This window comes from Rhodococcus sp. T2V, assembly GCF_029269925.1.
GTDB classification, from domain to species: domain Bacteria; phylum Actinomycetota; class Actinomycetes; order Mycobacteriales; family Mycobacteriaceae; genus Rhodococcus_F; species Rhodococcus_F koreensis.
The window spans coordinates 52,566-75,665 of the sequence record NZ_JARJBD010000002.1 but is presented as its reverse complement, the minus strand read 5'-3'; the positions used below and the strand labels follow the sequence as shown (position 1 = coordinate 75,665).

25 protein-coding genes and 1 pseudogene are annotated in these 23,100 nt (G+C 68.6%); 18 read left to right on the top strand and 8 right to left on the bottom strand.

Features of this window, described 5'->3' with window-relative positions; all coding sequences use genetic code 11:
* Positions 1-120 precede the first annotated feature (120 nt).
* The 7 genes from rpsM (at position 121) to P3H15_RS02545 (ending at position 4,853) form a co-directional block, all read left to right on the top strand.
* On the top strand, positions 121-495 hold the full coding sequence (gene rpsM / locus P3H15_RS02575; protein ID WP_005239677.1) for a 30S ribosomal protein S13: 375 nt from the start codon (positions 121-123) through the stop codon (positions 493-495).
* Positions 495-908, top strand: a complete 414-nt coding sequence (rpsK, locus tag P3H15_RS02570; protein ID WP_005239680.1) for a 30S ribosomal protein S11 — start codon at positions 495-497, stop codon at positions 906-908. The genes rpsM and rpsK overlap by 1 nt, the downstream gene beginning before the upstream one ends.
* Before the next feature lie 22 nt (positions 909-930).
* Positions 931-1,536: a 30S ribosomal protein S4 gene (gene rpsD / locus P3H15_RS02565; protein WP_005253863.1), complete on the top strand. Its 606-nt coding sequence runs from the start codon at positions 931-933 to the stop codon at positions 1,534-1,536.
* Positions 1,537-1,652: 116 nt separating this feature from the next.
* Positions 1,653-2,714, top strand: coding sequence for a DNA-directed RNA polymerase subunit alpha (locus P3H15_RS02560; RefSeq protein ID WP_005239684.1), 1,062 nt, complete (start codon positions 1,653-1,655; stop codon positions 2,712-2,714).
* Positions 2,715-2,741: 27 nt separating this feature from the next.
* Positions 2,742-3,338 carry a 50S ribosomal protein L17 gene (gene rplQ, locus P3H15_RS02555; protein WP_276135819.1) on the top strand — a complete coding sequence of 199 codons (597 nt, stop codon included), beginning with the start codon at positions 2,742-2,744 and terminating at the stop codon, positions 3,336-3,338.
* 86 nt (positions 3,339-3,424) lie between these two features.
* The gene (gene truA, locus P3H15_RS02550; protein ID WP_276135818.1) at positions 3,425-4,237 is read left to right on the top strand and encodes a tRNA pseudouridine(38-40) synthase TruA; all 813 of its coding nucleotides are present in this window, start codon (positions 3,425-3,427) and stop codon (positions 4,235-4,237) included.
* A gap of 49 nt (positions 4,238-4,286) precedes the next feature.
* Positions 4,287-4,853, top strand: a complete 567-nt coding sequence (locus P3H15_RS02545) for an NADPH-dependent FMN reductase (RefSeq protein ID WP_276135817.1) — start codon at positions 4,287-4,289, stop codon at positions 4,851-4,853.
* On the opposite strand, the gene P3H15_RS02540 is transcribed toward P3H15_RS02545, so the two are convergent.
* The 5 genes and pseudogenes from P3H15_RS02540 to P3H15_RS02525 all read right to left on the bottom strand — a co-directional run.
* On the bottom strand, positions 4,850-5,101 hold the full coding sequence (locus P3H15_RS02540) for a hypothetical protein (protein ID WP_276135816.1): 252 nt from the start codon (positions 5,099-5,101) through the stop codon (positions 4,850-4,852). The two genes, P3H15_RS02545 and P3H15_RS02540, sit on opposite strands and share 4 nt — an antisense overlap.
* Positions 5,102-5,250: 149 nt before the next feature.
* Positions 5,251-5,523 (bottom strand): hypothetical protein, encoded by a 273-nt coding sequence (locus P3H15_RS02535; protein WP_276135815.1) that lies wholly within the window; start codon positions 5,521-5,523, stop codon positions 5,251-5,253.
* A complete protein-coding gene (locus tag P3H15_RS55465) occupies positions 5,484-5,726 on the bottom strand; it encodes a type VII secretion protein EccE (protein ID WP_346348741.1) in 243 nt (80 codons plus the stop codon). The genes P3H15_RS02535 and P3H15_RS55465 overlap by 40 nt, the downstream gene beginning before the upstream one ends.
* A 346-nt stretch (positions 5,727-6,072) precedes the next feature.
* On the bottom strand, positions 6,073-6,735 hold the full coding sequence (locus tag P3H15_RS02530) for a transposase (protein WP_276135814.1): 663 nt from the start codon (positions 6,733-6,735) through the stop codon (positions 6,073-6,075).
* A gap of 166 nt (positions 6,736-6,901) precedes the next feature.
* A pseudogene (locus tag P3H15_RS02525) lies at positions 6,902-7,339 on the bottom strand (transposase); the annotation flags it as partial.
* 965 nt (positions 7,340-8,304) lie between these two features.
* On the opposite strand from P3H15_RS02525, the gene P3H15_RS02520 reads away from it, so the two are divergent.
* Positions 8,305-10,113, top strand: coding sequence for a zinc ribbon domain-containing protein (locus P3H15_RS02520; RefSeq protein WP_276135813.1), 1,809 nt, complete (start codon positions 8,305-8,307; stop codon positions 10,111-10,113).
* Positions 10,114-10,244: 131 nt separating this feature from the next.
* Here the strand turns inward: P3H15_RS02520 and P3H15_RS02515 are convergent, their stop codons facing one another.
* Positions 10,245-10,697: an Lrp/AsnC family transcriptional regulator gene (locus P3H15_RS02515; RefSeq protein WP_276135812.1), complete on the bottom strand. Its 453-nt coding sequence runs from the start codon at positions 10,695-10,697 to the stop codon at positions 10,245-10,247.
* A gap of 81 nt (positions 10,698-10,778) precedes the next feature.
* Between P3H15_RS02515 and ddaH the strand changes: the two genes are divergently transcribed.
* From ddaH to P3H15_RS02475, 8 genes are all read left to right on the top strand, one after another.
* Positions 10,779-11,684 carry a dimethylargininase gene (gene ddaH / locus P3H15_RS02510; RefSeq protein ID WP_276135811.1) on the top strand — a complete coding sequence of 302 codons (906 nt, stop codon included), beginning with the start codon at positions 10,779-10,781 and terminating at the stop codon, positions 11,682-11,684.
* Positions 11,685-11,690: 6 nt separating this feature from the next.
* A complete protein-coding gene (rocD, locus tag P3H15_RS02505; protein ID WP_276135810.1) occupies positions 11,691-12,917 on the top strand; it encodes an ornithine--oxo-acid transaminase in 1,227 nt (408 codons plus the stop codon).
* A gap of 168 nt (positions 12,918-13,085) precedes the next feature.
* Positions 13,086-13,529 carry a 50S ribosomal protein L13 gene (gene rplM, locus P3H15_RS02500; RefSeq protein WP_005239728.1) on the top strand — a complete coding sequence of 148 codons (444 nt, stop codon included), beginning with the start codon at positions 13,086-13,088 and terminating at the stop codon, positions 13,527-13,529.
* The gene (rpsI, locus tag P3H15_RS02495) at positions 13,526-14,062 is read left to right on the top strand and encodes a 30S ribosomal protein S9 (protein WP_043825651.1); all 537 of its coding nucleotides are present in this window, start codon (positions 13,526-13,528) and stop codon (positions 14,060-14,062) included. The genes rplM and rpsI overlap by 4 nt, the downstream gene beginning before the upstream one ends.
* Before the next feature lie 137 nt (positions 14,063-14,199).
* Positions 14,200-15,537: a phosphoglucosamine mutase gene (gene glmM, locus P3H15_RS02490; protein ID WP_072945738.1), complete on the top strand. Its 1,338-nt coding sequence runs from the start codon at positions 14,200-14,202 to the stop codon at positions 15,535-15,537.
* 91 nt (positions 15,538-15,628) lie between these two features.
* Complete coding sequence (locus P3H15_RS02485; RefSeq protein ID WP_276135809.1) at positions 15,629-15,937, top strand: hypothetical protein; 309 nt, start codon at positions 15,629-15,631, stop codon at positions 15,935-15,937.
* The gene (locus P3H15_RS02480) at positions 15,934-18,099 is read left to right on the top strand and encodes a hypothetical protein (RefSeq protein WP_276135808.1); all 2,166 of its coding nucleotides are present in this window, start codon (positions 15,934-15,936) and stop codon (positions 18,097-18,099) included. Before P3H15_RS02485 ends, P3H15_RS02480 begins: the two co-directional genes overlap by 4 nt.
* Entirely contained in the window at positions 18,096-18,320 is a 225-nt protein-coding gene (locus P3H15_RS02475; protein WP_276135807.1) for a hypothetical protein, read from the top strand. Before P3H15_RS02480 ends, P3H15_RS02475 begins: the two co-directional genes overlap by 4 nt.
* A 9-nt stretch (positions 18,321-18,329) precedes the next feature.
* On the opposite strand, the gene P3H15_RS02470 is transcribed toward P3H15_RS02475, so the two are convergent.
* The gene (locus P3H15_RS02470; protein ID WP_276135806.1) at positions 18,330-19,166 is read right to left on the bottom strand and encodes a dienelactone hydrolase family protein; all 837 of its coding nucleotides are present in this window, start codon (positions 19,164-19,166) and stop codon (positions 18,330-18,332) included.
* A gap of 97 nt (positions 19,167-19,263) precedes the next feature.
* Between P3H15_RS02470 and glmS the strand changes: the two genes are divergently transcribed.
* A complete protein-coding gene (glmS, locus tag P3H15_RS02465; protein ID WP_072945749.1) occupies positions 19,264-21,126 on the top strand; it encodes a glutamine--fructose-6-phosphate transaminase (isomerizing) in 1,863 nt (620 codons plus the stop codon).
* Positions 21,127-21,159: 33 nt separating this feature from the next.
* Here the strand turns inward: glmS and P3H15_RS02460 are convergent, their stop codons facing one another.
* Positions 21,160-21,534, bottom strand: coding sequence for a cupredoxin domain-containing protein (locus P3H15_RS02460; protein ID WP_276135805.1), 375 nt, complete (start codon positions 21,532-21,534; stop codon positions 21,160-21,162).
* An 81-nt stretch (positions 21,535-21,615) separates the two neighbouring features.
* Between P3H15_RS02460 and P3H15_RS02455 the strand changes: the two genes are divergently transcribed.
* Positions 21,616-23,097 (top strand): NAD(P)H-hydrate dehydratase, encoded by a 1,482-nt coding sequence (locus tag P3H15_RS02455; RefSeq protein ID WP_276135804.1) that lies wholly within the window; start codon positions 21,616-21,618, stop codon positions 23,095-23,097.
* Positions 23,098-23,100: the final 3 nt, after the last annotated feature.

Genomic DNA, 23,100 nt, shown 5'->3' with positions numbered 1-23,100 from the left:
CGGAGGCCGGGGCCCCACTGAGTTAGTTGAAGCTTCGCCGGTCGCGAGACCGCCGACGTTTGAAGAGGCACAGGGGATGGACTGGGAGCAGACCTCCGCACACCGATAGGAAATGCCGACATGGCACGTCTCGCAGGTGTCGATCTTCCCCGTGAAAAGCGGATGGAGATCGCACTTACTTACATCTACGGCATCGGCCGTACCCGCTCCAAGGAGATCCTGGACGCCACCGGCGTCAGCCCGGATCTGCGGAGCAAGGATCTCTCGGACGAGGATCTGGCCAAGCTCCGCGAGTACATCGAGGAGTCGCTGAAGGTCGAGGGTGACCTTCGCCGCGAGGTCCAGGCCGACATCCGACGCAAGATCGAGATCGGCTGCTACCAGGGCCTGCGCCACCGTCGTGGTCTGCCCGTGCGTGGTCAGCGCACCAAGACCAACGCCCGTACCCGTAAGGGTCCGAAGCGCACCATTGCAGGCAAGAAGAAGGCGAAGTAATGCCCCCCAAGTCACGTAGCACCGGTCCGAAGAAGACCCAGAAGGCGCGTCGCAGGGACAAGAAGAACGTCCCGCACGGCGCCGCTCACATCAAGAGCACGTTCAACAACACCATCGTGTCCATCACGGACCCCGCCGGAAACGTGATTTCCTGGGCGTCCTCGGGACACGTCGGCTTCAAGGGTTCGCGTAAGTCGACCCCGTTCGCCGCTCAGCTGGCCGCAGAGAACGCAGCCCGCAAGGCGCAGGAGCACGGTGTCAAGAAGGTCGACGTCTTCGTCAAGGGCCCCGGCTCCGGCCGTGAGACCGCGATCCGCTCGCTTCAGGCCGCAGGCCTCGAGGTCGGCACCATCTCCGATGTCACCCCCCAGCCGCACAACGGCTGCCGTCCGCCCAAGCGGCGTCGGGTCTAGCGGGAAGGATAGGTAGAAAAAAATGGCACGTTATACCGGACCCATCACCCGCAAGTCGCGTCGTCTGCGCGTCGACCTCGTTGGAGGCGACCAGGCGTTCGAGCGTCGTCCCTACCCGCCGGGCCAGCACGGCCGCGCGCGGATCAAGGAGAGCGAGTACCTGCTCCAGCTGCAGGAGAAGCAGAAGGCTCGCTTCACCTACGGCGTCATGGAGAAGCAGTTCCGCCTGTACTACAAGGAGGCGAACAACCGCCCCGGTAAGACCGGTGAGAACCTGCTCCGCATCCTGGAGTCGCGTCTCGACAACGTCGTGTACCGCGCCGGACTGGCTCGCACCCGCCGCCAGGCCCGTCAGCTGGTCACGCACGGTCACCTTCTCGTGAACAACAAGAAGGTCGACATCCCCAGCTACCGCGTCTCCCAGTACGACATCATCGATGTCAAGGAGAAGTCGCTGTCCACGCTTCCCTTCCAGGTTGCGCGCGAGACCCAGGGCGATCGCCCGATCCCGGGTTGGCTGCAGGTTGTCGGTGGACGTCTCCGGGTTCTGGTTCACCAGCTTCCCGAGCGTGCGCAGATCGACGTTCCTCTGCAGGAACAGCTCATCGTCGAGTACTACTCGAAGTAGGCCTGACGGCTCGTGCGCCTTTCCGGTAGTTCCGACTACCGGAAAGGCGCACGGGCACGAAGTGCCTTTCCCATCGTGGGCGTCAAATAGCGGACGCCCGTACAGGAGGAAATCCAATGCTCATTTCTCAGCGACCCACGCTGACCGAAGAGGTCATCGCTGACAACCGCTCGAAGTTCGTCATCGAGCCCCTCGAGCCAGGCTTCGGGTACACCCTCGGCAATTCGCTCCGCCGTACGCTGCTCTCGTCGATTCCCGGCGCTGCTGTCACCAGCATCCGCATCGACGGCGTTCTGCACGAGTTCACCACAGTTCCCGGTGTGAAGGAAGATGTCACCGACATCATCCTGAACCTCAAGGGTCTCGTCGTGAGCTCCGAAGAGGACGAGCCGGTCACCATGTACGTCCGCAAGCAGGGCCCCGGCGCTGTGACCGCAGGCGACATCGTGCCCCCGGCCGGCGTCACCGTGAACAACCCGGATCTGCACATCGCCACCCTGAACGACAAGGGAAAGCTGGAGATCGAGCTCGTCGTCGAGCGCGGTCGCGGCTACGTCCCCGCCGTCCAGAACAAGGCGTCCGGCGCCGAGATCGGCCGTATCCCGGTCGACTCGATCTACTCGCCGGTGCTCAAGGTCACCTACAAGGTGGAGGCCACCCGTGTCGAGCAGCGCACCGACTTCGATCGGCTCGTGCTCGATGTGGAAACCAAGAACTCCATCACCGCTCGGGACGCGCTCGCTTCTGCGGGCAAGACCCTGGTTGAGCTCTTCGGCCTGGCCCGTGAGCTGAACGTCGAAGCAGAAGGCATCGAGATCGGACCCTCGCCCGCCGAGGCCGATCACATCGCTTCGTTCGGACTGCCCATCGAGGACCTGGACCTGACGGTCCGTTCCTACAACTGCCTCAAGCGCGAGGGTGTTCACACCGTCGGTGAGCTTGTCGGCCGTACCGAGTCCGATCTGCTCGACATCCGCAACTTCGGACAGAAGTCCATCGACGAGGTGAAGGTCAAGCTGCATTCGCTCGGCCTGGCCCTCAAGGACAGCCCCGCGTCCTTCGATCCCACCACCGTTGCCGGCTACGACGCCGCCACCGGAACGTGGAGCGACACGGACGCCGGTTCCTTCGGTGATGCCGAGGGCACCGAGGACTACGCCGAGACCGAACAGCTGTAGCTCACGGTCCTTTACTAGGAGATCATCATGCCCAAGCCCAAGAAGGGTGCCCGCTTCGGCGGGTCGGCTTCGCACCAGAAGGCGATCTTCGCCAATCTGGCTACCGCGCTCTTCGAGCACGGCCGCATCACCACCACGGAGTCCAAGGCCAAGGCCCTGCGCCCGTACGCCGAGAAGCTCGTCACGCACGCCAAGGCCGGAACCCTGGCTCACCGTCGCGAGGTTCTGAAGGTCATCCGCAACAAGGATGTCGTGCACACCCTGTTCGCGGAGATCGGCCCGTTCTACGCCGATCGTGACGGCGGCTACACCCGCATCATCAAGACGGTCCCCCGCAAGGGCGACAACGCGCCGATGGCGATCATCGAGCTCGTCAAGGAGAAGACCGTCACCTCCGAGGCCGACCGCGCTCGTCGCGTCAAGGCATCGAAGGATGCGCCGGCTGCTGCTCCCGCCGAGGAGAACGTCGTCGAGGCCGTCGAGGCCGAGGCAACCGACGCCGAGGTCGAGAACGCTGACGCCGTCGTCGAGGCCATCGAGGACGAGACCGCCACCGCGGCCGACGCGGCTGAAGCCGAAGAGGCGAAGGATGCCTCGGCGGCCGAAGAGGCCAAGAAGGACTAGTCCACTTGGTTTCGGCACACGCTGAATCGAACGCGCCCGTCGTCCCCCCGGGGGACGGCGGGCCCGTTTCGTATGCGACCCGTCGCTTGCGCCTGGACATCGCGTACGACGGAACCGAATTCTCCGGGTGGGCCCGCCAGAACGCGCTGCGCACGGTCTGCGGGGAGATCGAAGAGAAGCTCGGCGCCGTCCTGCGCACGCCGTTGCAGCTGACGGTGGCGGGGCGGACCGACGCCGGCGTCCACGCCACCGGGCAGGTCGCGCACGTCGACGTTCCGGTCGACGCCCTGCCGGAAGACCCGTCCCGGCTGGTCCGCAGGCTCGCGCGGTTTCTGCCGAAGGACGTGCGGATCACGCGGATCTCCTTCGCACCCGAACACTTCGATGCACGGTTCTCCGCGATGCGGAGGCACTACGAGTACCGCCTGACATCGGCGGTCTACGGTGCCGACCCGCTCCGAGCGAGGGACACCGTGTCGTATCCAAAGGTCCTCGACCTCGAACTCATGCGCTCGGCGTCCGCGATGCTGCTGGGACTGCACGACTTCGCGGCGTTCTGCAAACGCCGCGAAGGCGCCACCACGGTCCGCGATCTCCAGCGTTTCGATTGGGAACGCGACGGCGACGTGTTCACCGCCTTCGTCAGCGCCGACGCGTTCTGCTGGTCGATGGTGCGCAGTCTCGTCGGTGCGGTTCTCGCCGTGGGGGAGGGCAGACGCGATCTCGGCTGGATCGAGGGTCTCCTCCGTGAGAAGTCGCGGTCGAGTTCGATTCTGGTGGCCCCCGCGCACGGACTGTCCCTGGTGCGGGTCGACTACCCCGAAGACGCGGACCTGGCGGCACGCAACCAGATCACCCGGGACGTTCGGACCGCGCCCGGCGGCTGCTGCGGCGACTGAAACCTGATCGTCGACCTCCAGGATTGCCCCGGAAAGAAGGAGCGCGTTCATGACCGCAGTCGAGCCCGTCCGACTCGAGATCATCATCGGGTCCGTCAGAGTGGGCCGGATCGCTCCCGTCGTCGCCGGCTGGTTCGCCGAACGTGCGCGCGCCTACCCGGGACTGGACGTGGGGGTCATCGACCTCGCAGACACGCCGTTGCCGCAGGATCTCGGCGATTCCCCGGCGACGGACGAATTCCGCGAGCGGGTGGGGCGAGCCGACGGATTCGTGGCCGTCACCTCCGAATACAACCACGGCTACCCCGCGGCGCTGAAGACCGCGTTCGACAGTCTCAAACACGAATGGCGTTCGAAGCCCATCGGTTTCGTGTCGTACGGTGGGCTGGCCGGCGGGCTCCGGGCCACCGAACAGCTGCGCCAGGTGGTGGCGGAACTGCACATGGTGTCGGTCCGGCAGAGCGTGAGCTTCCACCGGGTGCGCAAGAGATTCGACGACCAGGGGCAGACCACCGACGGCGCCGCCATCGACTCCGCGGACCGAATGCTGGCCCAGCTGGTGTGGTGGGCCGACGCGGTCCGCCTGCAGCGCGAGACCGTGCCGTACCCCGGCTAGTACTGGTAGGCGGGCGGGTACTCTTCCACCGCGCGCGGGCGGCCGATGAACGCAGTCTCGGAAGAGATCGTGACCAGCATCAGTTCGATGCTCGTCCCTCCCGTCGACAGAAGAATCCGGTCGCCGAGAGCATTCGGCTGGACGATGGACAGGTCCGGTTCGGCACCGGGCCATTGGCTCGGTTCGTCGTAGTGGTAGATGGCGGTGACTCCGGCGCGGGGCGGCAGCGCGTGGACGCCGTCGAACACGACGGTGTTGAACCTGTTGTCGGACTGCGGATTGTGGCCGGCGATGCGCGCCGTGATTCCGTGGCCTTAGTCGTCGAGCCGATGCGCTGGTCGCACCCTGCCGGCGGCAACTGCACGCAGGTGCTCCACGGACACGTCAGTCAACGGCGTCACGTCGTCGAGGTCCGACATCGCAGGCGGGAGATTGACAGCAGTCCGTTCCGGTGCCGGCCCTGCATCGGGACGAGCCCAGGAATTGCGAGCGGCTCGGGCATCGTGCGGGTGGTCACCCGGCAGGCCGCGCCGACCTTCGCCTGCCCGTCGTGCCCGCTGGGGCGCAGCCGGATCGTCACGGTCGTGCTGAGGCTCGACGGGACCAAGAGCTTCGCGAGCAGATCTCGCGTCAGGTAGCGCGGCTCGACTTCGTAGCCGGTGTTGCACACTCCGGGCAGCGGTGCGTGCTTCCGCGTCTCCGTGAAGGTCTTCGGATCGACGCCGCAACTGATCTGCAGCGCGGCGGATTGGATCTCGGGGCCGTGAGAATGCGTGCGCGGCAGCCGGAATCCGCCAGTGCGCGTACCACGCGGCTCGCCGCGATCGTGATCGCGCGCGACGCGCCGCCCTCGCCGCCGCCACGCCGCGCCACGGCAGCGACACCCTCGGTGGCGTCGAATCGCAGGGCGAGCTAGACCATCCGGGTCGCCGTCGCGGGAAGCGGACCTACTCAGCCGGTCGTACGCATCGGTGGCGGGGAAGCCCCCGCGGCGCGATCACCCGTGGCCCACGATGTCGATTCCGGCCAGCGAGATGTGAGCGCGTCGGTGGCGGCTTCGGGCGTCGTCTGCAAGCCGTCCCGAGTGACCTGCGTGAGGTTCCGACTGTTGCCGCTACATCTGATCCGAAAACGAGGTGACCTTGTCCGCGGTGCCGGCACGCGTGTTCTCCCGGCGGAGCGCAGCGGAGCCGGGAAGGTCGTGGTGGTGTTGTGCGGGTCAGGCGGCCGGGGTGAGGGTGACGGTGTAGCCGAGGGCTTCGAGTTGACGGATGTGGTTGCGTTTCTTCGTGTCCGGGTTGATATAGCGGATGTAGTGGTCGGGGCCGAGGTCGTGGAAGGTGGCATTCACGTCACGCAGGAGGTGCCAGACGATGATGAGGACGGAGCGGCCGACGGCGACGATGGCCCGTTTCTTACCCCGCCGTCTCGCGATCCGCCGGTACCGCGCGCCGAGGAAGGTGTCGGTCCTGCCGGCGGTGACGGCGGCCTCGCCGAGCGCCCGGGCGAGGTAGCGGTTGCCGTGCCCGGTCGAGGAGTTGCCCTTGGACTTGCCCGCCGAGGAATCGATGCCGGGCGAGAATTTCGCCCACGAACACAGGTGCCCGGCGGTCGGGAACCGCGACATGTCCGTCCCCACCTCGGCGAGAATGGCGGCGACAGCCACCGGTCCGACGCCCGGTATCTCATCCAGGCGTGCCACCGCCGACACGAAAGGGGCCAGCTGCGCCTCGATCTGCTCGTCGACCGCGGCGATGTCGGCGTCGATGGCATCGATCCGGCCCAGCATCCGGGTCAACAGGAACCCGTGGTGGTCGTCGAAGTGCCCGTTGAAGGCCTCCTCGAGCCGACCGAGCTTCGCCCGCATCCGGGCGCGGGCCATCTGGGCGAGCGCCTTTCGGGTCCCGCTCGCCGCCGATCAACGCGTCCATCATCGCACGTCCGGAGACGCCGAAGATGTCCGAGGCGACGACGGAGAGTTTGATGCAGGCGCTCTCGAAGAGTTTTTCGACCCGGTTCTTCTCCGCCGTGCGGGCGACCAGGTCGGTGCGGTAGCGGGTCAGGTCCCGCAGCCGGCGGATCGGCCAGGGCGGCACAAAGCTGGGTCTCAGCATCTGCCGCTCGGCGACCTTGCACAACCAGACCGCGTCGAGGGCATCGGTTTTGGGCCGTCCGGGTAGGTGTTTGACGTCGCGGGCGTTGACCAGCCATGGGTCGAGCACGTGCGCCTCAAGCAGGTAGAACACCGGTTTCCAATAATCCGACGTCGCCTCCATCACCACCCGTGTGACACCGAGATCGACCAGGTGGTTGGCGAGTTCGGTCAACGACCGGGTCATCGTCAAATGGGTGGACACCTCCTGCAGCCGTTTCTTCCGTCCAGCGTCTGCCGGGATCCGGACACAGCACACCACCTCGGCCTTGCCGATATCGAGGGCGGCGACCCGGGCGATGATCTGTTCCTCGTCGTGCGATTCCGTCAACATCTCCGTCATCTCCTCACTGCACTCACGAGAACGCTGTCGAGGTGGTCGCCCGTGGGGTCGCGGGGGAAAGCAGAATCTGATCCTCGTGCTCGACGAATGACGGCGGCAACAGTGAAGGGCCCACGACGCGACTCCCAACGCCCGGCTAATACACGGCCTCGGGGAACCATAGGTCTACGGCGTCGACAGGCGACCACCACGCCATTTTCGGATCAGAGCCCCATTTTCAGCCCGGAACGGGCGACCTCGCCAGGGTCAATTTAGCTAATACGTGGGCGCTTTCGGTAATACGTGGGCGCTTCGGTAGTTGGGGTGCGCAAGGAGGCATCGGAGGGCCGGTCACATTCCCGGCGTATCGGTTCGGGTCACCGAATCATTGACCTCGCAGACCACGACGCCTATCTGGACAGGCCCGCATCAGAGTGTGCGGGAGCAGACGCCGGAGAGAGCGGACGCATTGCATTGTCGGGCGCGATCGCAAGAGGCATCGCTGCCTGATCAGGAAAAGATGTTGCGGGAGAGCGCCTGCTGGTGCGGTGTATCGGGTCTACAACGATCGCGTCCAGGTTTGCAGGAGAGGCGGGGCGCGGCCGGATGATCGACGACGCGGCCCTGGGCGGGTCGCGGTGGTGCGGGCATGTGGCGAGATCGATTGCCCCTGCCCGCCTGCGGACTCCCACAGAGGCTCAATGTCCGAGGTCGGCGTTACAGTCGAGGTCCTGCGTGAAAAGGGTGACGCATCGCTGGCGGAGGGGGTTGATGGATGACGTCATGGCACGGTTGGCATCGCTATCCGGCTGGTTCTCTCGGCTGCGGTCTACACGGAATCATCACCGGCTTCGGGGCGAAACCGCCGCACGGTTGGGAAAGGGGTGACCGGTGAGCATCTGGGGCGATCGCCGGGCTCCCCGGGAAACCGACGAGGCCCGATTCGTTCGGCTGTGCCTGGTTCCTGGTTGGCCGGCATGACCGGGCCGGGATCGACTGCGTCACGGCAGTTCGCGTTCACCACCCGCGCATTTATGGCGGTCGACGACGCGACCGGTGAACCGATCGGCCTCGACGACGTCGACACCCGGGTGAGGTGGCTGCTCGACCTGATTGCAGGTGCCAGCGGCCAGTTGGTGTCACGACTGTGGCAGCCGGCGACGTTCGATGTGCTCGCCGCCGGGCGTGACCGCCACGATCGCAGGCTGCCGGCGCAGGGGCATGTTGCCGCGGCCCGTCTCGGCTGGAATCCGATCTATCCGGAGGGGGTCTATTTGCCGTCGCGGGTCACGCGGGTGGTGACGGCGCAGGTAGTGGCGACCCTGCGGACCCTGGCCTACCGGGACACCGCGATCACGGCGCTGTCGGCGCGGTTCGACCCGGCCACCGGGATTGTGGCGCCGCCGACCGGGTCGGCGGACCACGTGTCTGCGGGTTTCGCTCGGGGCGTACGGCGCCAACTCGTCGCCCACGCCCGCCACACCGACGACGGGGCCTCGGCCGACCGGTTGCGGATCACCGACCTGCAGGAACCGCCGGAGATGAGCGCGATGGCCCAGCTCTCCGCCGCCGACCGGCAGCTCGCGGAGATCACCGTGGCAGGGCGTGAGTTGGTGTTGACGGTGAAGTTGCCCACCAGCCCGGCCCCGGTTGGGCGGGCGCAGTGGCGGCGGGTGCGCCTGACGGCGGCCATCCCCGCGCATTTGCACGGCAGGGCTGTCACCGATTGGCATCTGCCGACCCTCGTCCTCGACAGAAAAGGCCTGTTGTGGCGGTGCGCGGCGACCGAACTCGTCCCGGCAGCCGACCCGAAATCGGCGACCGTGGCGGTGGGGGTGGATTGGTCCCCGTCCACGCTGGGTGCCGCCGCCATCGCCGCCGACCACCCGGAGGGTCTGGTGTCGGATTACCGGGGCTGGACGTACGACGACCGCGGGCTCGGGATCAAACTGGCGCGCCTGCAGGCCGAGGGGCAGATGCTGCACCGCAAGGCCGCCCGGCTGACGCGACTGGCCGCCACCGCCCTACCCGAGATCCGCGCGGGATTGGAGGCGAAGATCGCCGTCCTCGACACCCACCGCGAGGCGGTGGGTGCCAAGCGGGGGAAGATCAACCGTGAACTGGCGTTCCACTTCGGCCGCCAGGTCACCGACTACACCGCCGCGGCGGGCGCGGAGATGATCGCGGTGGAGGATCTGACGACCCTCGAGACCCGCGGGCACGGAAAGGTCAACAACAATCGGGCCGCGCAGTCCGCCCGCCGCCAAGCCGCCGCCGCCCTCGCACACACCGCCGCCGGTGTCGGTATCACGGTGGTCTCGGTGCCGGCCCGAGACTCCTCGGCATTGTGTCCGGGGTGCGATGAACCGCTTGCCCGTCCCGGTGGGTATCACACGGCGTGGTGTCCGGGCTGCCGGGTCGGCGGAAACCGGGACCACGTTGCCGGGGTGAACCTGGCCAAACGAGCACTGCTCGGCAGAAGCAAGGTGACCCGCCGGCGTGGGCAGATGCCCGCGGTCCGGGTGACCGAGCACGCGCCGGTGCGTAAGTCCCGGGACAAGACCAGTCCGACACCACCTCGGCCGCGGCACCGCCGAGTCCGCCGCAGCCTGCCCACCGTGACACCGCGGTTGGGGGTGACTCCGAAACAGCATGTTCCTGCACCTCGAGCGTCGGTGTGGGACACGGTCAAACCCACACCACCGCACGGTGATACGGGTAGCCGTGACACACGTCCATCTCCAACATCCGCCACGCAAGTGGCAGATAGTATGAGATCTACGTAGACGCTACGTCAACGGTCTCGCCGGGTCGTCCAGGAGGGGCGCCGTCGACATGCAGACCGCGGAAGACCGGAACGTCGCGGCCTGCTCTGATCCTCACGTGACACTGTGGTCTCGGACGTTGGATCGAGTGATCATTCGGCGGGCGGTATCAGCCGGCTGAGGACGACGCTGCTCTTGGTCTGAAGGACAGCTGGCTCCGACCGCAGGTTCTCCAGCGTGCGCTCGAGGTGTGCGGTGTCGGTTGTGCGGACGCGGAGGAGTGCATTGGCATCGCCGGTGACGGTGTACGCCTCCTGAACCTCGGTGTGGCGGGACACGATCCGCGCGATCTCCACGGCCGACGTGCGACCGCTGCAGTACAACTCGACGAATACCTCGACGCCCGGGCCGAGGGCGCGGGGATCGAGCGCCGCATGGAATCCGGTGATCACTCCGGACTCGACCAGTCGATCGACCCGGCGCTTCACGGCCGGTGCGGACAGCCCGACTTCGGCGCCGATGGTGGCGAAGCTGGACCGTGCATTGCGCTCCAGGCGCGCAACGATCCGCCGATCGAGCCCGTCCAGACGCAACGAATCATCCATGTGATGGAACGCTAGCGCATTGATCAGGCCTTTTGGTGGGTGGATACTGATGTCACCGACACCGATCGAGGGGGAGTGGAGATGGCGCCCACCGCTGGTATCGAGTCCGAGAGTCCGTACGAGGAGCCGGCAGTCGCGCCGGGCGACGCCGTCCGCCACGCCCACCCGCGGACCTACCTGATGTGCCCGCCCACGTATTTCGACGTCGTCTACGCCATCAACGACTGGATGCGTCCCGGTGAACCTGTGGACCGGGACCGTGCGATGTCGCAGTGGTCCGCACTCGTGGACACCTACCGGCGGCTCGGCCACGAGGTGCTGACGATCGACCCCGTCGAGGGGCTCCCGGACATGGTGTTCGTCACCGACAGCGGACTCGTCGTCGACGGCGTCGCTCTCGGCGCGAGGTACCGGACCGCCGAGCGCCGCGCCGAGGCCGAGCACGTGTTCCGGTGGTTTCGGGACAACGGGCTGATCAGGCCCACTCTGCCGCGGTACGTCAACGAGGGGGAGGGCGACTTCCTCGTCGTCGGCGACGTGATCCTCGCCGGAACCGGGTTCCGGTCCGACCCGCGGTCGCACGCCGAGGCGTCGGCGCACCTCGGTCGTCCGGTGATCACCCTGAACCTGGTGAATCCGCGCTACTACCACCTCAACACCGCGCTGGGCGTGCTCGACGACAGCACCATCGCGTACCTGCCCTCCGCGTTCTCGCCCGGCAGTCGCGAGGTGCTGGGGCGGATGTTCCCCGAGGCGGTGATCGCCGCCGAGACGGACACCGACTGGCTCGGACTCAACCTGGTCAGCGACGGCGCCAATGTGGTGTTGCCCGTGCAGGCATCACATCTCGCCGACCAGCTGTCGGACCGCGGGTACGAACCCGTTCCGGTCGACTATTCGGAATTCCTCAAATCCGGTGGCGGAATCAAGTGCAGCACTTTGGAGCTCCGCGGCTTCCGCGGGATCCGAGACGAAAGTCAGGGGTGACCAGCAATGTCGGACGGTGTCGTTTCGGTGTCGGATGCCACGCGTGAGCAGCTGAAGAGGGCCGAGGAGCACAGCGCCCACAACTACTCGCCGCTGCCCGTCGTGATCGAATCGGGTGCCGGCGCATGGGTGAAGGGAATCGACGGCGTCGACTACCTGGATGTTCTCGCCGGATACTCGGCACTCAACTTCGGCCACGCGCACCCCGCGCTCGTCCGGGTGGCGCGCGATCAACTCGGCCGGCTCACCCTGACCAGCCGCGCGTTCCAGCACGACCGTTTCGCTACCTTCTGCGAGGACCTGAGCCGGCTGTGCCGGAAGGACGCGGTGCTGCCCATGAACACGGGCGCCGAGGCCGTCGAGACCGCGCTGAAACTGGCCCGCAGGTGGGGGTACGACGTCAAGGGTGTGCCGCCCGGGCGCGCCGAGGTGATCACGTGCGCCGGGAACTTCCACGGCCGCACCATCACGATCGTCGGGTTCTCGTCCGATCCGGACGCGTACACCGGGTTCGGCCCGTACCCGGCAGGGTTCTCGTCCGTCGAATACGGGAACGCGGCGGCGGTCGAGGGCGCGATCACCGAGAACACGGTGGCCGTGCTCCTCGAGCCGATCCAGGGTGAGGCCGGAGTCCTGGTGCCACCCCCGGGCTACCTCGCGGCGGTCCGGGACATCTGTACCCGGCGCGGAATCCTGATGATCGCCGACGAGATCCAGAGCGGGCTCGGGCGGACCGGCGACACGTTCGCGTGCGACCACGAGAACGTGACCCCCGACGTGTACGTGCTGGGCAAGGCGCTCGGCGGCGGTCTGATGCCGGTCTCCGCCGTCGTCGCCGACTGGCCGGTGATGGCGGTGATCGGCCCCGGACAGCACGGCAGCACGTTCGGGGGTAACCCGCTCGCCTGCGCGGTGGGCAGTGCGGTGGTGGACCTGCTCGAGACCGGCGAATATCAGGAGCGAAGCCGTGAACTGGGCGCCTACCTGCACGACTTGCTGTCGCAGTTGCCTCCCGAACAGGTGTCGGAGGTGCGCGGGCGCGGACTGTGGGCCGGTGTGCAGCTCGCCGACGGTATGCCGGCCGCCCGGACGATCTGTGAAAGACTCCTGGCGCGCCGGGTCCTCGCGAAGGACGCGCACGAGGGCACGATCCGCATCGCCCCGCCGCTGGTGATCGAACGCGACGAGCTGACGTGGGCGGTCGAACAGCTCGCCGATGCGCTCGCCGAGTGAGTTTTGACCCTGGGGCGCCCTGACCGGTATTGTTCTCCGTTGGCGTGCCGTGCGCCGCTGCGTCTCCGTGTCGCAGTGGCTGGCGGTTCTCGGGTCTCAACTGGCCGCCGGGAATCGCTCGACGATACGCAATGGCCAGCAGCGGATTGAACAAGACGAGGAAGTTCTGTGTCTACGTACACCCCGAAGGCCGGAGATGTGACCCGCACGTGGCACGTCATCGACGCCACTGACGTGGTGCTCGGCCGCCTTGCCGTCCAGGCAGCCAACTTGCTGCGCGGCAAGCACAAGCCCACCTTTGCACCGCACGTTGACGGCGGCGACTTCGTCGTCATCATCAACGCCGAGAAGGTCGCGATCAGCGGCAACAAGCGCGAGGGCAAGTTCCTCTACCACCACTCCGGACACCCCGGTGGTCTGAAGTCCCGCTCCGTCGGTGAGGTTCTCGACAAGAACCCCGACCGCCTCGTGGAGAAGGCCATCGTCGGCATGCTCCCCAAGAACAAGCTGGGTCGCGCCATCAGCAGCAAGCTGAAGGTCTACGCGGGCCCGAACCACCCCCACGCCGCGCAGCAGCCGGTGCCATTCGAGATCAAGCAGGTGGCCCAGTGACGGCGCCGGAGGAGCAGAACGTGTCCAACCCCGAAGAGATCACCGAGGTTGTCGAGGTCGCGGCGGACGAGTACGTGTCCGTCGAGGAGCCCGAGGTCGCCGAGGACATCGAGGCCGCTGCTGCGCCGCAGGCCCCGATCGTGATCGATCGCCCCATCCAGACCGTCGGTCGTCGTAAGGAAGCGGTTGTCCGCGTCCGTCTGACCCCCGGTTCGGGCGACTTCAAGCTCAACGGCCGCACCATCGAGGACTACTTCCCGAACAAGGTGCACCAGCAGCTGATCAAGGCTCCGCTGGTCACGGTCGAGCGTGCCGAGTCCTTCGACATCGTGGCGCTGCTGCACGGTGGCGGACCGTCCGGACAGGCCGGCGCCCTGCGTCTCGCCATCGCCCGCGCGCTCATCGAGGTCACCCCCGAGGACCGTCCGGCTCTCAAGAGCGCCGGCTTCCTCACGCGTGACGCCCGCGCCGTCGAGCGCAAGAAGTACGGCCTGAAGAAGGCCCGCAAGGCATCTCAGTACTCGAAGCGCTGATGTGTCGCCGAAGCCGCCCTCCGGGGTCGGCTTCGGCACCTGTTCTTCCCGAGAGCAGGCGTCCATCGTTACCGGACGCCTGCTCTCGTGCTTTATCCGAGATGTAATGGGTTTTCTAGGTGCGAGGGGTCTGGTCTATGGGTCGATTGTTCGGGACGGATGGGGTTCGTGGTCTCGCGAATACCGAGCTGACCGCCGAGTTGGCGTTGCAGGTGGCCTCCGCCGCCGCGACGGTGCTGGCGTCGCCGGGTTCGGGCGGACGCAAGACGGCCGTGGTCGGCCGTGACCCGCGAGCCAGCGGCGAAATGCTCGAGGCGGCGGTCGTCGCGGGCCTGACGTCTGCCGGCGTCGACGTTCTGAACGTCGGGGTGCTGCCGACGCCCGCGGTGGCGTTCCTGACCGCGGAACTGGACGCGGCGCTCGGTGTCATGATCTCCGCCTCGCACAATCCGATGCCGGACAACGGCATCAAGATCTTCGCGGCAGGCGGACACAAACTCGACGACGAGGTGGAAGACCGGATCGAGTCCGTCGCCACCGGCACCGCGACACGGCGGGCGCCGACCGGGGCCGGGATCGGACGTGTCCGCACGGTGCCGGACGCCGCGGACCGGTACCTGCAGCACCTGACCACCGCGCTCCCGAACAGCCTCGACGGACTGACCGTGGTGGTCGACTGCGCGCACGGCGCGGCCTCGGACGTCGCCCCCGCCGCCTACCGGGCCGCCGGCGCCACGGTCGTCGCGATCAACGCCGAACCCGACGGACTCAACATCAACGAGAACTGCGGATCGACGCACCTCGAGGGCCTGCAGAAGGCCGTCGTCCGGCACGGCGCCGACCTGGGGCTCGCGCACGACGGGGATGCGGATCGATGCCTCGCCGTCGACGCAGCCGGTTCCCTCATCGACGGCGACGCCATCATGACCGTGCTCGCCCTCGGCATGCGCGATGCGGGCGAACTGGTGGACGACACCCTCGTCGCGACCGTCATGAGCAATCTCGGTCTGCACATCGCCATGCGCGAGGCCGGAATCTCGCTGGTCACCACGGCGGTCGGTGATCGCTACGTCCTCGAGGGACTCCGATCCGGCGGGTTCAGCCTGGGCGGCGAACAGTCCGGTCATGTCGTGTTCCCCGCCTTCGGCACCACCGGCGACGGAGTGCTGACGGGACTGCGGCTGATGGGCCGGATGGCGGAAACCGGGCAGCCGATCGCGGAACTGGCGTCGGCGATGACGACGCTCCCGCAGGTCCTGATCAACGTGAAGGTCGCCGACAAGCGTGCCGTCGCCGCGTCCCCGGTCGTGCTCGACGCGGTGCTGGCCGCGGAGCGCAGCCTCGGCGAGAACGGCCGGGTGCTCCTGCGGCCGTCCGGCACCGAGCAACTCGTGCGGGTGATGGTCGAGGCTTCCGATCTCGAAGTGGCTCGTAAGCTCGCCGACGAACTGGCAGGCACCGTCGCCTCCGTGTGATGTGAGCAGACACAGCGCACCGATCGGCCGGGGGAACCGATCGGTGCGCTGTCGCGTCTAATGCAGTAGGTCGCGAAGAGAGGGTGGGGCAATGGGCGAGGGACTCGAGGTGGACGTCGCGGTGGTGACGGACGCGGGCACCAGGCTGCTGCGGTCGGCGGAGGTCCTGAGACAGCAGGCCGCGGAGACCGCCCGGCTGGAATTCGCCGGGGCGCCGGCGGGCCGCGACTACACCGCGAAGGGCGACGCGGTGCGGGACGCCCTCGGCGTCGTCGGAGGCACGCTCGAGCAGTGGGCCGCGGACGCGGAATCGTTCGGTCACGCGTTCCGGGCCGCCGCGGCGCGCTACTCCGGAACGGACGCGAGCGTGGCCGCCGACGCGGACGGGGTGCAGTGGTGACCACGGATCCCAGAACGCTGATCGAAGACCCGAACCTGAGCCGCGAGTTCAAGGAGCAACTCCTCCAGGCGTGGGCCGCCTCCCGCGAGGAGGACGAGTCGTCGTGGCAGCCGTACTTCGACGAGTACGGACTCGGCAAGCGTGACCGGACGCCGTCCGCCGACCAGCGGTACGCGGCACTGCTCGAGCACGGCAGCGACGCCCAGACCGCCAACACATCCCGCGTCGCGCTGGGAGAGCACCTGCGCCCGGATGCCCTCAACGATCCCGAGGACATGCTCGATCTCGGCGCTCGCGGGCTCGAATTCTTCGAGTTGTTCCTCCCCGCCGCGAAAAAACTGGGATACGAATCCCTCGAACTCACCGACTACTACGCTCGGTTCGACGCCGAGCGGGGGATGCGCCTGCACGCGCTCGCCCGCGACGTCGACACCCTCGGACGCAGTATCGACACGGCCCGCACGGAACTCGACGACAACGAGAAATGCGTCACCGCGGTGCGAACCGGGTGGAGCGGAATCGCGGCCGCGGCAGCGATCGACGCCGCCGACCGCCGGAACGCTCAGGTCGCCGCCACCGTCGATCGGCTCGGCGACCTCGCCGAGGTGCTGTTCGAAGCGAACCTCACCCTCAGCGCCGCCGTGACGAACAAGGCGTACAAGGTGGTGTCGCTGCATCAGCCGACGGTCGGGGGATACAGCGCCGCGCAGATCGACGTCCTCGCGCAGATCTACGCCGAGGGCAAGGACGGCGACAATTCCGTCGCGCTGGATTGCATGGAAGACGCGTCCTACTGGTTCCCCGAACTCGCCGACGACGACTACCGGCACGTGAACGGCCTGTACAAGGACGGGGGCGCTGGTGCGCTCCGCCGCCTCGACCGCGACGACGTGGTGCGGCGGGCCGCCGGAATCGCCAAGGACTGGCTCGACGCGAACTTCCGGCGCGTGTACGAGGAGAAGCAGCAGGAGTTCACCGCTGCCTGCGCGGACTGCGCCGATGCGGTGCACGCCGCCTACGACGCCGTCGTCGCCGAAGCGCGGTCGATCGAGGTGCAGCCCGGTTTCCGTCCCGAGGACACCCCCGAACCGGCACCCGCGCCGACTGCACCCCAGGTCCAGAACGCCGGCACCGTCCCAGCTGCGGCACCGGGACCTGTTCCCGCACCTGCTGCGCCGGCCGGACCGGCCGCGGCACCCGCGACCGACGGCCCCGCGTACGTCCCGCCTCGATCCGGTGGCGGCGACGCGACCACCGGTCCGGCGACCGCCGCGCCCCCGATCGCTGCGGCTTCTCCGATCGGGACTGCACAGCCGGCGCCCCTGGCCCCTCCGACGGCCACGGCGCCCATGGCGACTGCACCGGTCGCACCGGTCCCGCCCGCAATGCCCGGGCTTCCGGGGATTCCCGGGTCACTCGTGCCGGCACCGGGCGCCGTCCCGGGCACGGGAAACGTCCCCGGCCTGGGCGATCTCGTGCGTCAGGGCCTGTCGGGCGGTCTGGCCGATCTCGGTTCCATCCTGCGCCCGTTGATCGCGGACACCCTCTCGGGCCTCACCGACAGGGCCGACGAGGACGGGAACCCGGACGACCTCCGTGAAGAACTCGACGATCCGCCTGCGGCCGAAGGCGAGCCGGCTCACGGCCAGAGTCTCGAACTGGACCTCGACGGACAGTCGTGGACGCTCGCCGTCGCCGCGGACGGTCAGGGGATTCATCTCGAGATGAGCGACGGACAGGGCGGGACGGCGAGATTCGGAGTCGAGATCGGCCCGGACGGTCTGCCGCAGATCCTCGCCGAAACCGCTGCCGCCGACGGAGACCCCGACGGTGCCGACTGCGCACCCGCCGAGCCCGACCCGGAATCGCGGGTCGACGCTGGGGCAGACGTGCCGGCGACGACGGCTGAAGACGGGCCGCCGCCGGACGGAGATGCCGGAGACGACGTGCCGGACCAGGAGGACGCACCGGCACCCGTGCCCGCCGGGGACGCCGCAACCGTCCCGCCGCCGCAGGCGGTGACGATGCAGGAGGAGCCCGTCCCCGCGGCGCCCGACGCACCGGCCCCGCCGCAGGAACCGCGGTCTGCACCCGAACTCGCGACCGGTCCGGTCGCCGGACTCGACAGCGGCGCCGAGCTGGCCGAGGCCGGTCCGCTGTGAGCCACCGAGCCGCCGAGTTGCGGGCACAACGGGCACAGATGCGCGCCGACCTGGAACTGTTCCGGGAGCGGATCGGCGAAGCCAGAGCCCGAGACGAGGCAGCCGCAGCGAACCGCGGCCGTGCCGAGCCGGCGGCCGCAGTGTCGCCGGTGTTGCCGCCGCGACAGGGAACACTCGACGATGACGACGAGTTCTACCGCCCCCGCAGCTGGCTGGTGTGACCGACGACCTCAGATGTGCGGGAGCGCGCCCTGGAACCCGGCTTTGGTGCGCTCCTCGTGCGGATCGACGAGGGTGGTGTGGGGAAGTTCGGCGTCCGCCTTCGCGAACACGTCGTACTTCTTGTCCTCGGTGAGGTGGTAGAGCAGGAAGCCGGTCAGCAGCGCGCGGGTGATCTGCTGGGTCTTGCGTTCCGAACCGCCGATCCCGAGTGCGCCCAGCAGGCGGCGACCTTCGGTGAGCCCGGACTCCGAGGCGCCGTTGACGGCGCGCAGGACGTGCTCCCCGCCCCACGCCGCGGCCAGCGCCTTGGCGTTGCTGTTCATGGTGTCGATGTCGGCACCGGCCACGACGAGCCCCGGCGCTGTGATCTTGGACGCATACCTCTCGGCCTTCGGCGCGGTCGGCGCCGGGAACAACGCGGCGACCGCCGCCACGTCCCGCTGAGCGGCGGCGAGCACGGCCGCCCCTGCACCCATCCCGTGACCTGCGAACGCGACGCGGTCGGGCCGCACGCTGATCTGCCCCGGACCGAGACGCACACCCACACAGATGTCGAGGGTGGCCCGCAGGTCGGTGGCGAGGCCCAGATGAGAGGGCACGGGACCGCGTTCGCTGTTGGGGGCGGCCACGACGATTCCCCACGACGCCAGATGTTCGAGTGTCTTCCGGTAGTGGTCGGCACCTGCCATCCAGCTGTGCGCGAACGCGACGGCGGGCAGGTTGAAGCCTGATTCGGGCGTGTATACGACACCCGGCTGTCCGGCGAGGGCGAGGTCGCCGCGCAGCACGCGGTGCGGTCCCCGCTTGGACAGTTCACGGGCCAGGGTCTTCGGTTTCGGCGCCACGGGGAGAACGTTATCCGATTCGCGGGCCGGCGAGAGAGCCGATGCGGCCCACACTCCGACTTCGCGGCGTCGCCCGGTCCAAGTACCCTGATGAACCATGTGCGGAATCGTGGGATACGTCGGCCACCGGCAGGCTCTGACTGTTGTGGTGGAGGCTTTGCGGCGAATGGAATACCGCGGATACGACTCTGCCGGCATCGCCGTGCTCGACGGGCAGGGCGGGATGGCGGTCGAGCGGAAGGCGGGGCGCCTCGCGAATCTGGAGGCCGAACTCGACGAGGTCGGGGCCGAGCACTTCACCGGGAGCACGGGGATCGGTCACACCCGGTGGGCCACACACGGCAGGCCCACCGACCGCAACGCGCACCCGCACCGCGACGCGGGCAACACGGTCGCCGTCGTCCACAACGGCATCATCGAGAACTTCGCCCCGTTGCGGGCCGAACTCGAGCACGACGGAATCGACTTCGCCAGCGACACCGACACCGAGGTCGCGGTGCACCTCGTCGCGCGGGCCTACGCATCCGGTGAGACGGCAGGCGACTTCGTCGCGAGCGCGCTGAGCGTGCTGCGCCGGCTGGAGGGTGCGTTCACCCTCGTCTTCACGCACTCCGACCACCCGGACACCATCGTCGCGGCACGTCGATCGACGCCCCTCGTCATCGGTGTCGGCGAGGGCGAGACGTTCCTCGGGTCCGATGTCGCGGCGTTCATCGAGCACACCCGCGACGCGGTCGAGCTGGGGCAGGACCAGGTCGTGGTGATCACCGCGGACGGGTACTCGATTCTGAACTTCGACGGGTCCGAGGCGCAGGGCCGCCCGTTCCGCATCGACTGGGACCTCGCCGCCGCCGAGAAGGGCGGCCACGACTACTTCATGCTCAAGGAGATCGAGGAGCAGCCGGCCGCGGTCGCGGACACCCTGCTCGGTCACTTCGCGGACGGGAAGATCGTTCTCGACGAGCAGCGACTGTCGGATCAGGAGCTGCGCGACGTCGACAAGGTCTTCGTCGTCGCCTGCGGCAGCGCCTACCACTCGGGGCTCCTCGCGAAGTACGCCATCGAGCACTGGACCCGGCTGCCCGTCGAGGTCGAGCTGGCCAGCGAGTTCCGCTACCGCGACCCGGTCCTGGACCGGTCGACGCTGGTGGTCGCCATCTCGCAGTCCGGTGAGACGGCCGACACCCTCGAGGCGGTGCGCCACGCCAAGGATCAGAAGGCGCGGGTGCTCGCGGTCTGCAACACGAACGGTGCCCAGATTCCCCGCGAGGCCGACGCCGTCCTCTACACCCGGGCCGGTCCGGAGATCGGTGTCGCGTCGACCAAGGCGTTCCTCGCGCAGGTCACGGCGAACTACCTGGTCGGCCTGGCTCTCGCGCAGGCCCGCGGCACCAAGTACCCGGACGAGGTGGCACGCGAATACGCCGATCTCGAGGCGATGCCCGATCTGGTGAGCCGGGTGCTCGAGACGGTGGAACCGGTGCGGGCGCTGGCACGGGAACTGGCGTCGTCGTCGACGGTGCTGTTCCTGGGCCGCCACGTGGGCTACCCCGTGGCGCTCGAGGGTGCGCTCAAGCTCAAGGAGCTGGCGTACATGCATGCCGAGGGCTTCGCGGCCGGCGAACTGAAGCACGGGCCGATCGCGTTGATCGAGGACGGGTTGCCGGTGATCGTGGTGATGCCGTCGCCGAAGGGGCGCGCGGTGCTGCACTCGAAGCTGCTCAGCAACATCCGGGAGATCCAGGCCCGCGGTGCGCGGACCGTCGTGATCGCGGAGGAAGGCGACGAGGCCGTGCGGCCGTTCGCCGACCACCTGATCGAGATCCCGTCGGCGCCGACGCTGCTGCAGCCGCTGCTGTCGACGGTGCCGTTGCAGGTCTTCGCGGCGGAGGTCGCGCAGACACGGGGCTACGACGTCGACAAGCCGCGTAACCTCGCCAAGTCCGTCACCGTCGAATAGCCGCGACGTCGGGGGCGCGGCCGGGCCGCGCCCCTACGGAGTGACGACGACGGTGCCCGTCATGTCCGGGTGCAGCGAACACGTGTACTCGTAGGTGCCCGGTTCGGTGAACGTGTACGTGAACGTGCCGGTCTGCATCAGCCGGCTCCGCAGCACGCTCTTCGCGGCCCCGACACCCACCACGTCGTGGGTGACGCCCCGGTCGTCGAAATTCCAGGTGACGGTGTCTCCGGCCCGGACGGTGATCGTCGAGGGCGCATACGCCATGTTCGCGACCTGCACGACGGGTCCCGTCGGCGCCTCGGGTGCCTCCTCGGCGGGCGAACTGCACCCGGATACGACGGCTGTCATCGAAATGCTCGCGGCGAGAGCCACTCCGGCGATCCACGAGCTTCCACGTCCACGCATGGCGTCGAGCGTAGTCTGACCCGGTACCGACCCTTCACTGCACAGCGGCCGGCCGTGGGGCCGGCTCGACGAGGAGTTCCCATGCGGGGCTACTACACCGCTGACGAGGTTCGAGCCGCGGAGGCGCCGTTGCTGGCGTCGCTTCCCGACGGCGCACTGATGCGACGCGCCGCACACGGACTGGCCACGGTGGTGGCGGCGGAACTGCGGGCGCGGACCGGCGGTGTCGCCGGCCGCACGATCACGGTGCTGGTGGGGTCCGGCGACAACGGCGGGGACGCGCTGTGGGCGGGGTCGATGCTGCGCAGGCGCGGTGTCGCCGCCACCGCGGTCCTGCTGAAACCGGAGAAGGCGCACGCGGCCGGGCTGGCGGCGTTCACCGCGGCCGGCGGCCGGGTGGCCGCCCCGTCCGACGACCTGGGCCTGCCCGATCTGGTGATCGACGGGATCGTCGGAATCTCCGGCCGCGGGCCGCTACGACCCGATGCTGCTGCGCTGGTCGACCGGATCGACGCGCCGATCGTGTCGGCGGACCTGCCGAGTGGGGTGGACCCGGACACGGGCGCTGTCGACGGGCCCGCCGTGCGCGCGGCCGTCACCGTGGCGTTCGGTGCCCTCAAACCGGTTCACGCACTGGGCGCGGCGCGGTGTGGCCGAGTCGAACTCGTGGACATCGGACTGTCGCTCGGCGATGCCGGCATCACCGCTCTGGACGCCGCCGACGTGGGCGCGGCGTGGCCGGTGCCGGGAGCCGAGGACGACAAGTACTCGCAGGGTGTGGTGGGGGTCGTCGCGGGCAGCGATGGTTACCCCGGAGCCGGGGTCCTGTGCACGGGCGCCGCGGTCACGGCCACGTCGGGGCTCGTCCGCTACGCCGGACCGTGCACGGGCGAGGTGCTCGCGCATGCGCCGGAGGTGATCGCGACCGCCGATCTCGCGAAGGCCGGACGCGTCCAGTCGTGGGTGGTCGGGCCGGGCATGGGCACCGACGACGCCGCCCGCCGGACGTTGCGGACGGTGCTCGACGCGGATGTGCCCGTACTGGTCGACGCGGACGGACTGACCCTGCTCGCCGAGGACCCGGACCTGGTGCGCTCGCGGACGGCAGCGACGCTGCTGACACCGCACGCCGGGGAGTTCGCCCGGCTGACGGGAAAGGATCCGGGTCCGGACCGGGTGGCGTCGGTGCGCGCGCTCGCCGCCGACTGGAACACGCACGTGCTGCTCAAGGGGCGGGCCACGGTGATCGCCGAGCCCGGCGGCCTTGTGTTCGTCAACGAGGCGGGCGGTTCGTGGTCCGCCACGGCGGGGGCGGGCGACGTGCTCGCCGGGATCATCGGCGCACTCATGGCCGCCGGTCTCGCCCCGGACCGGGCCGCCGCGGTGGGTGCGCGCGCTCACTCCCTGGCCGCGAACCTGGCGGCCCGCGGCGGCGGCGCCGACCTCTCCGCGGGGCGCGGAACAGCACCGATCTCCGCGGGGACGCTGCTCGCCCACCTCGGGGAGTCGATCAGAGTCCTCCGTGCGGGGGTGTCACCCGAGGAAATGCCGGCCACCGCATGAATG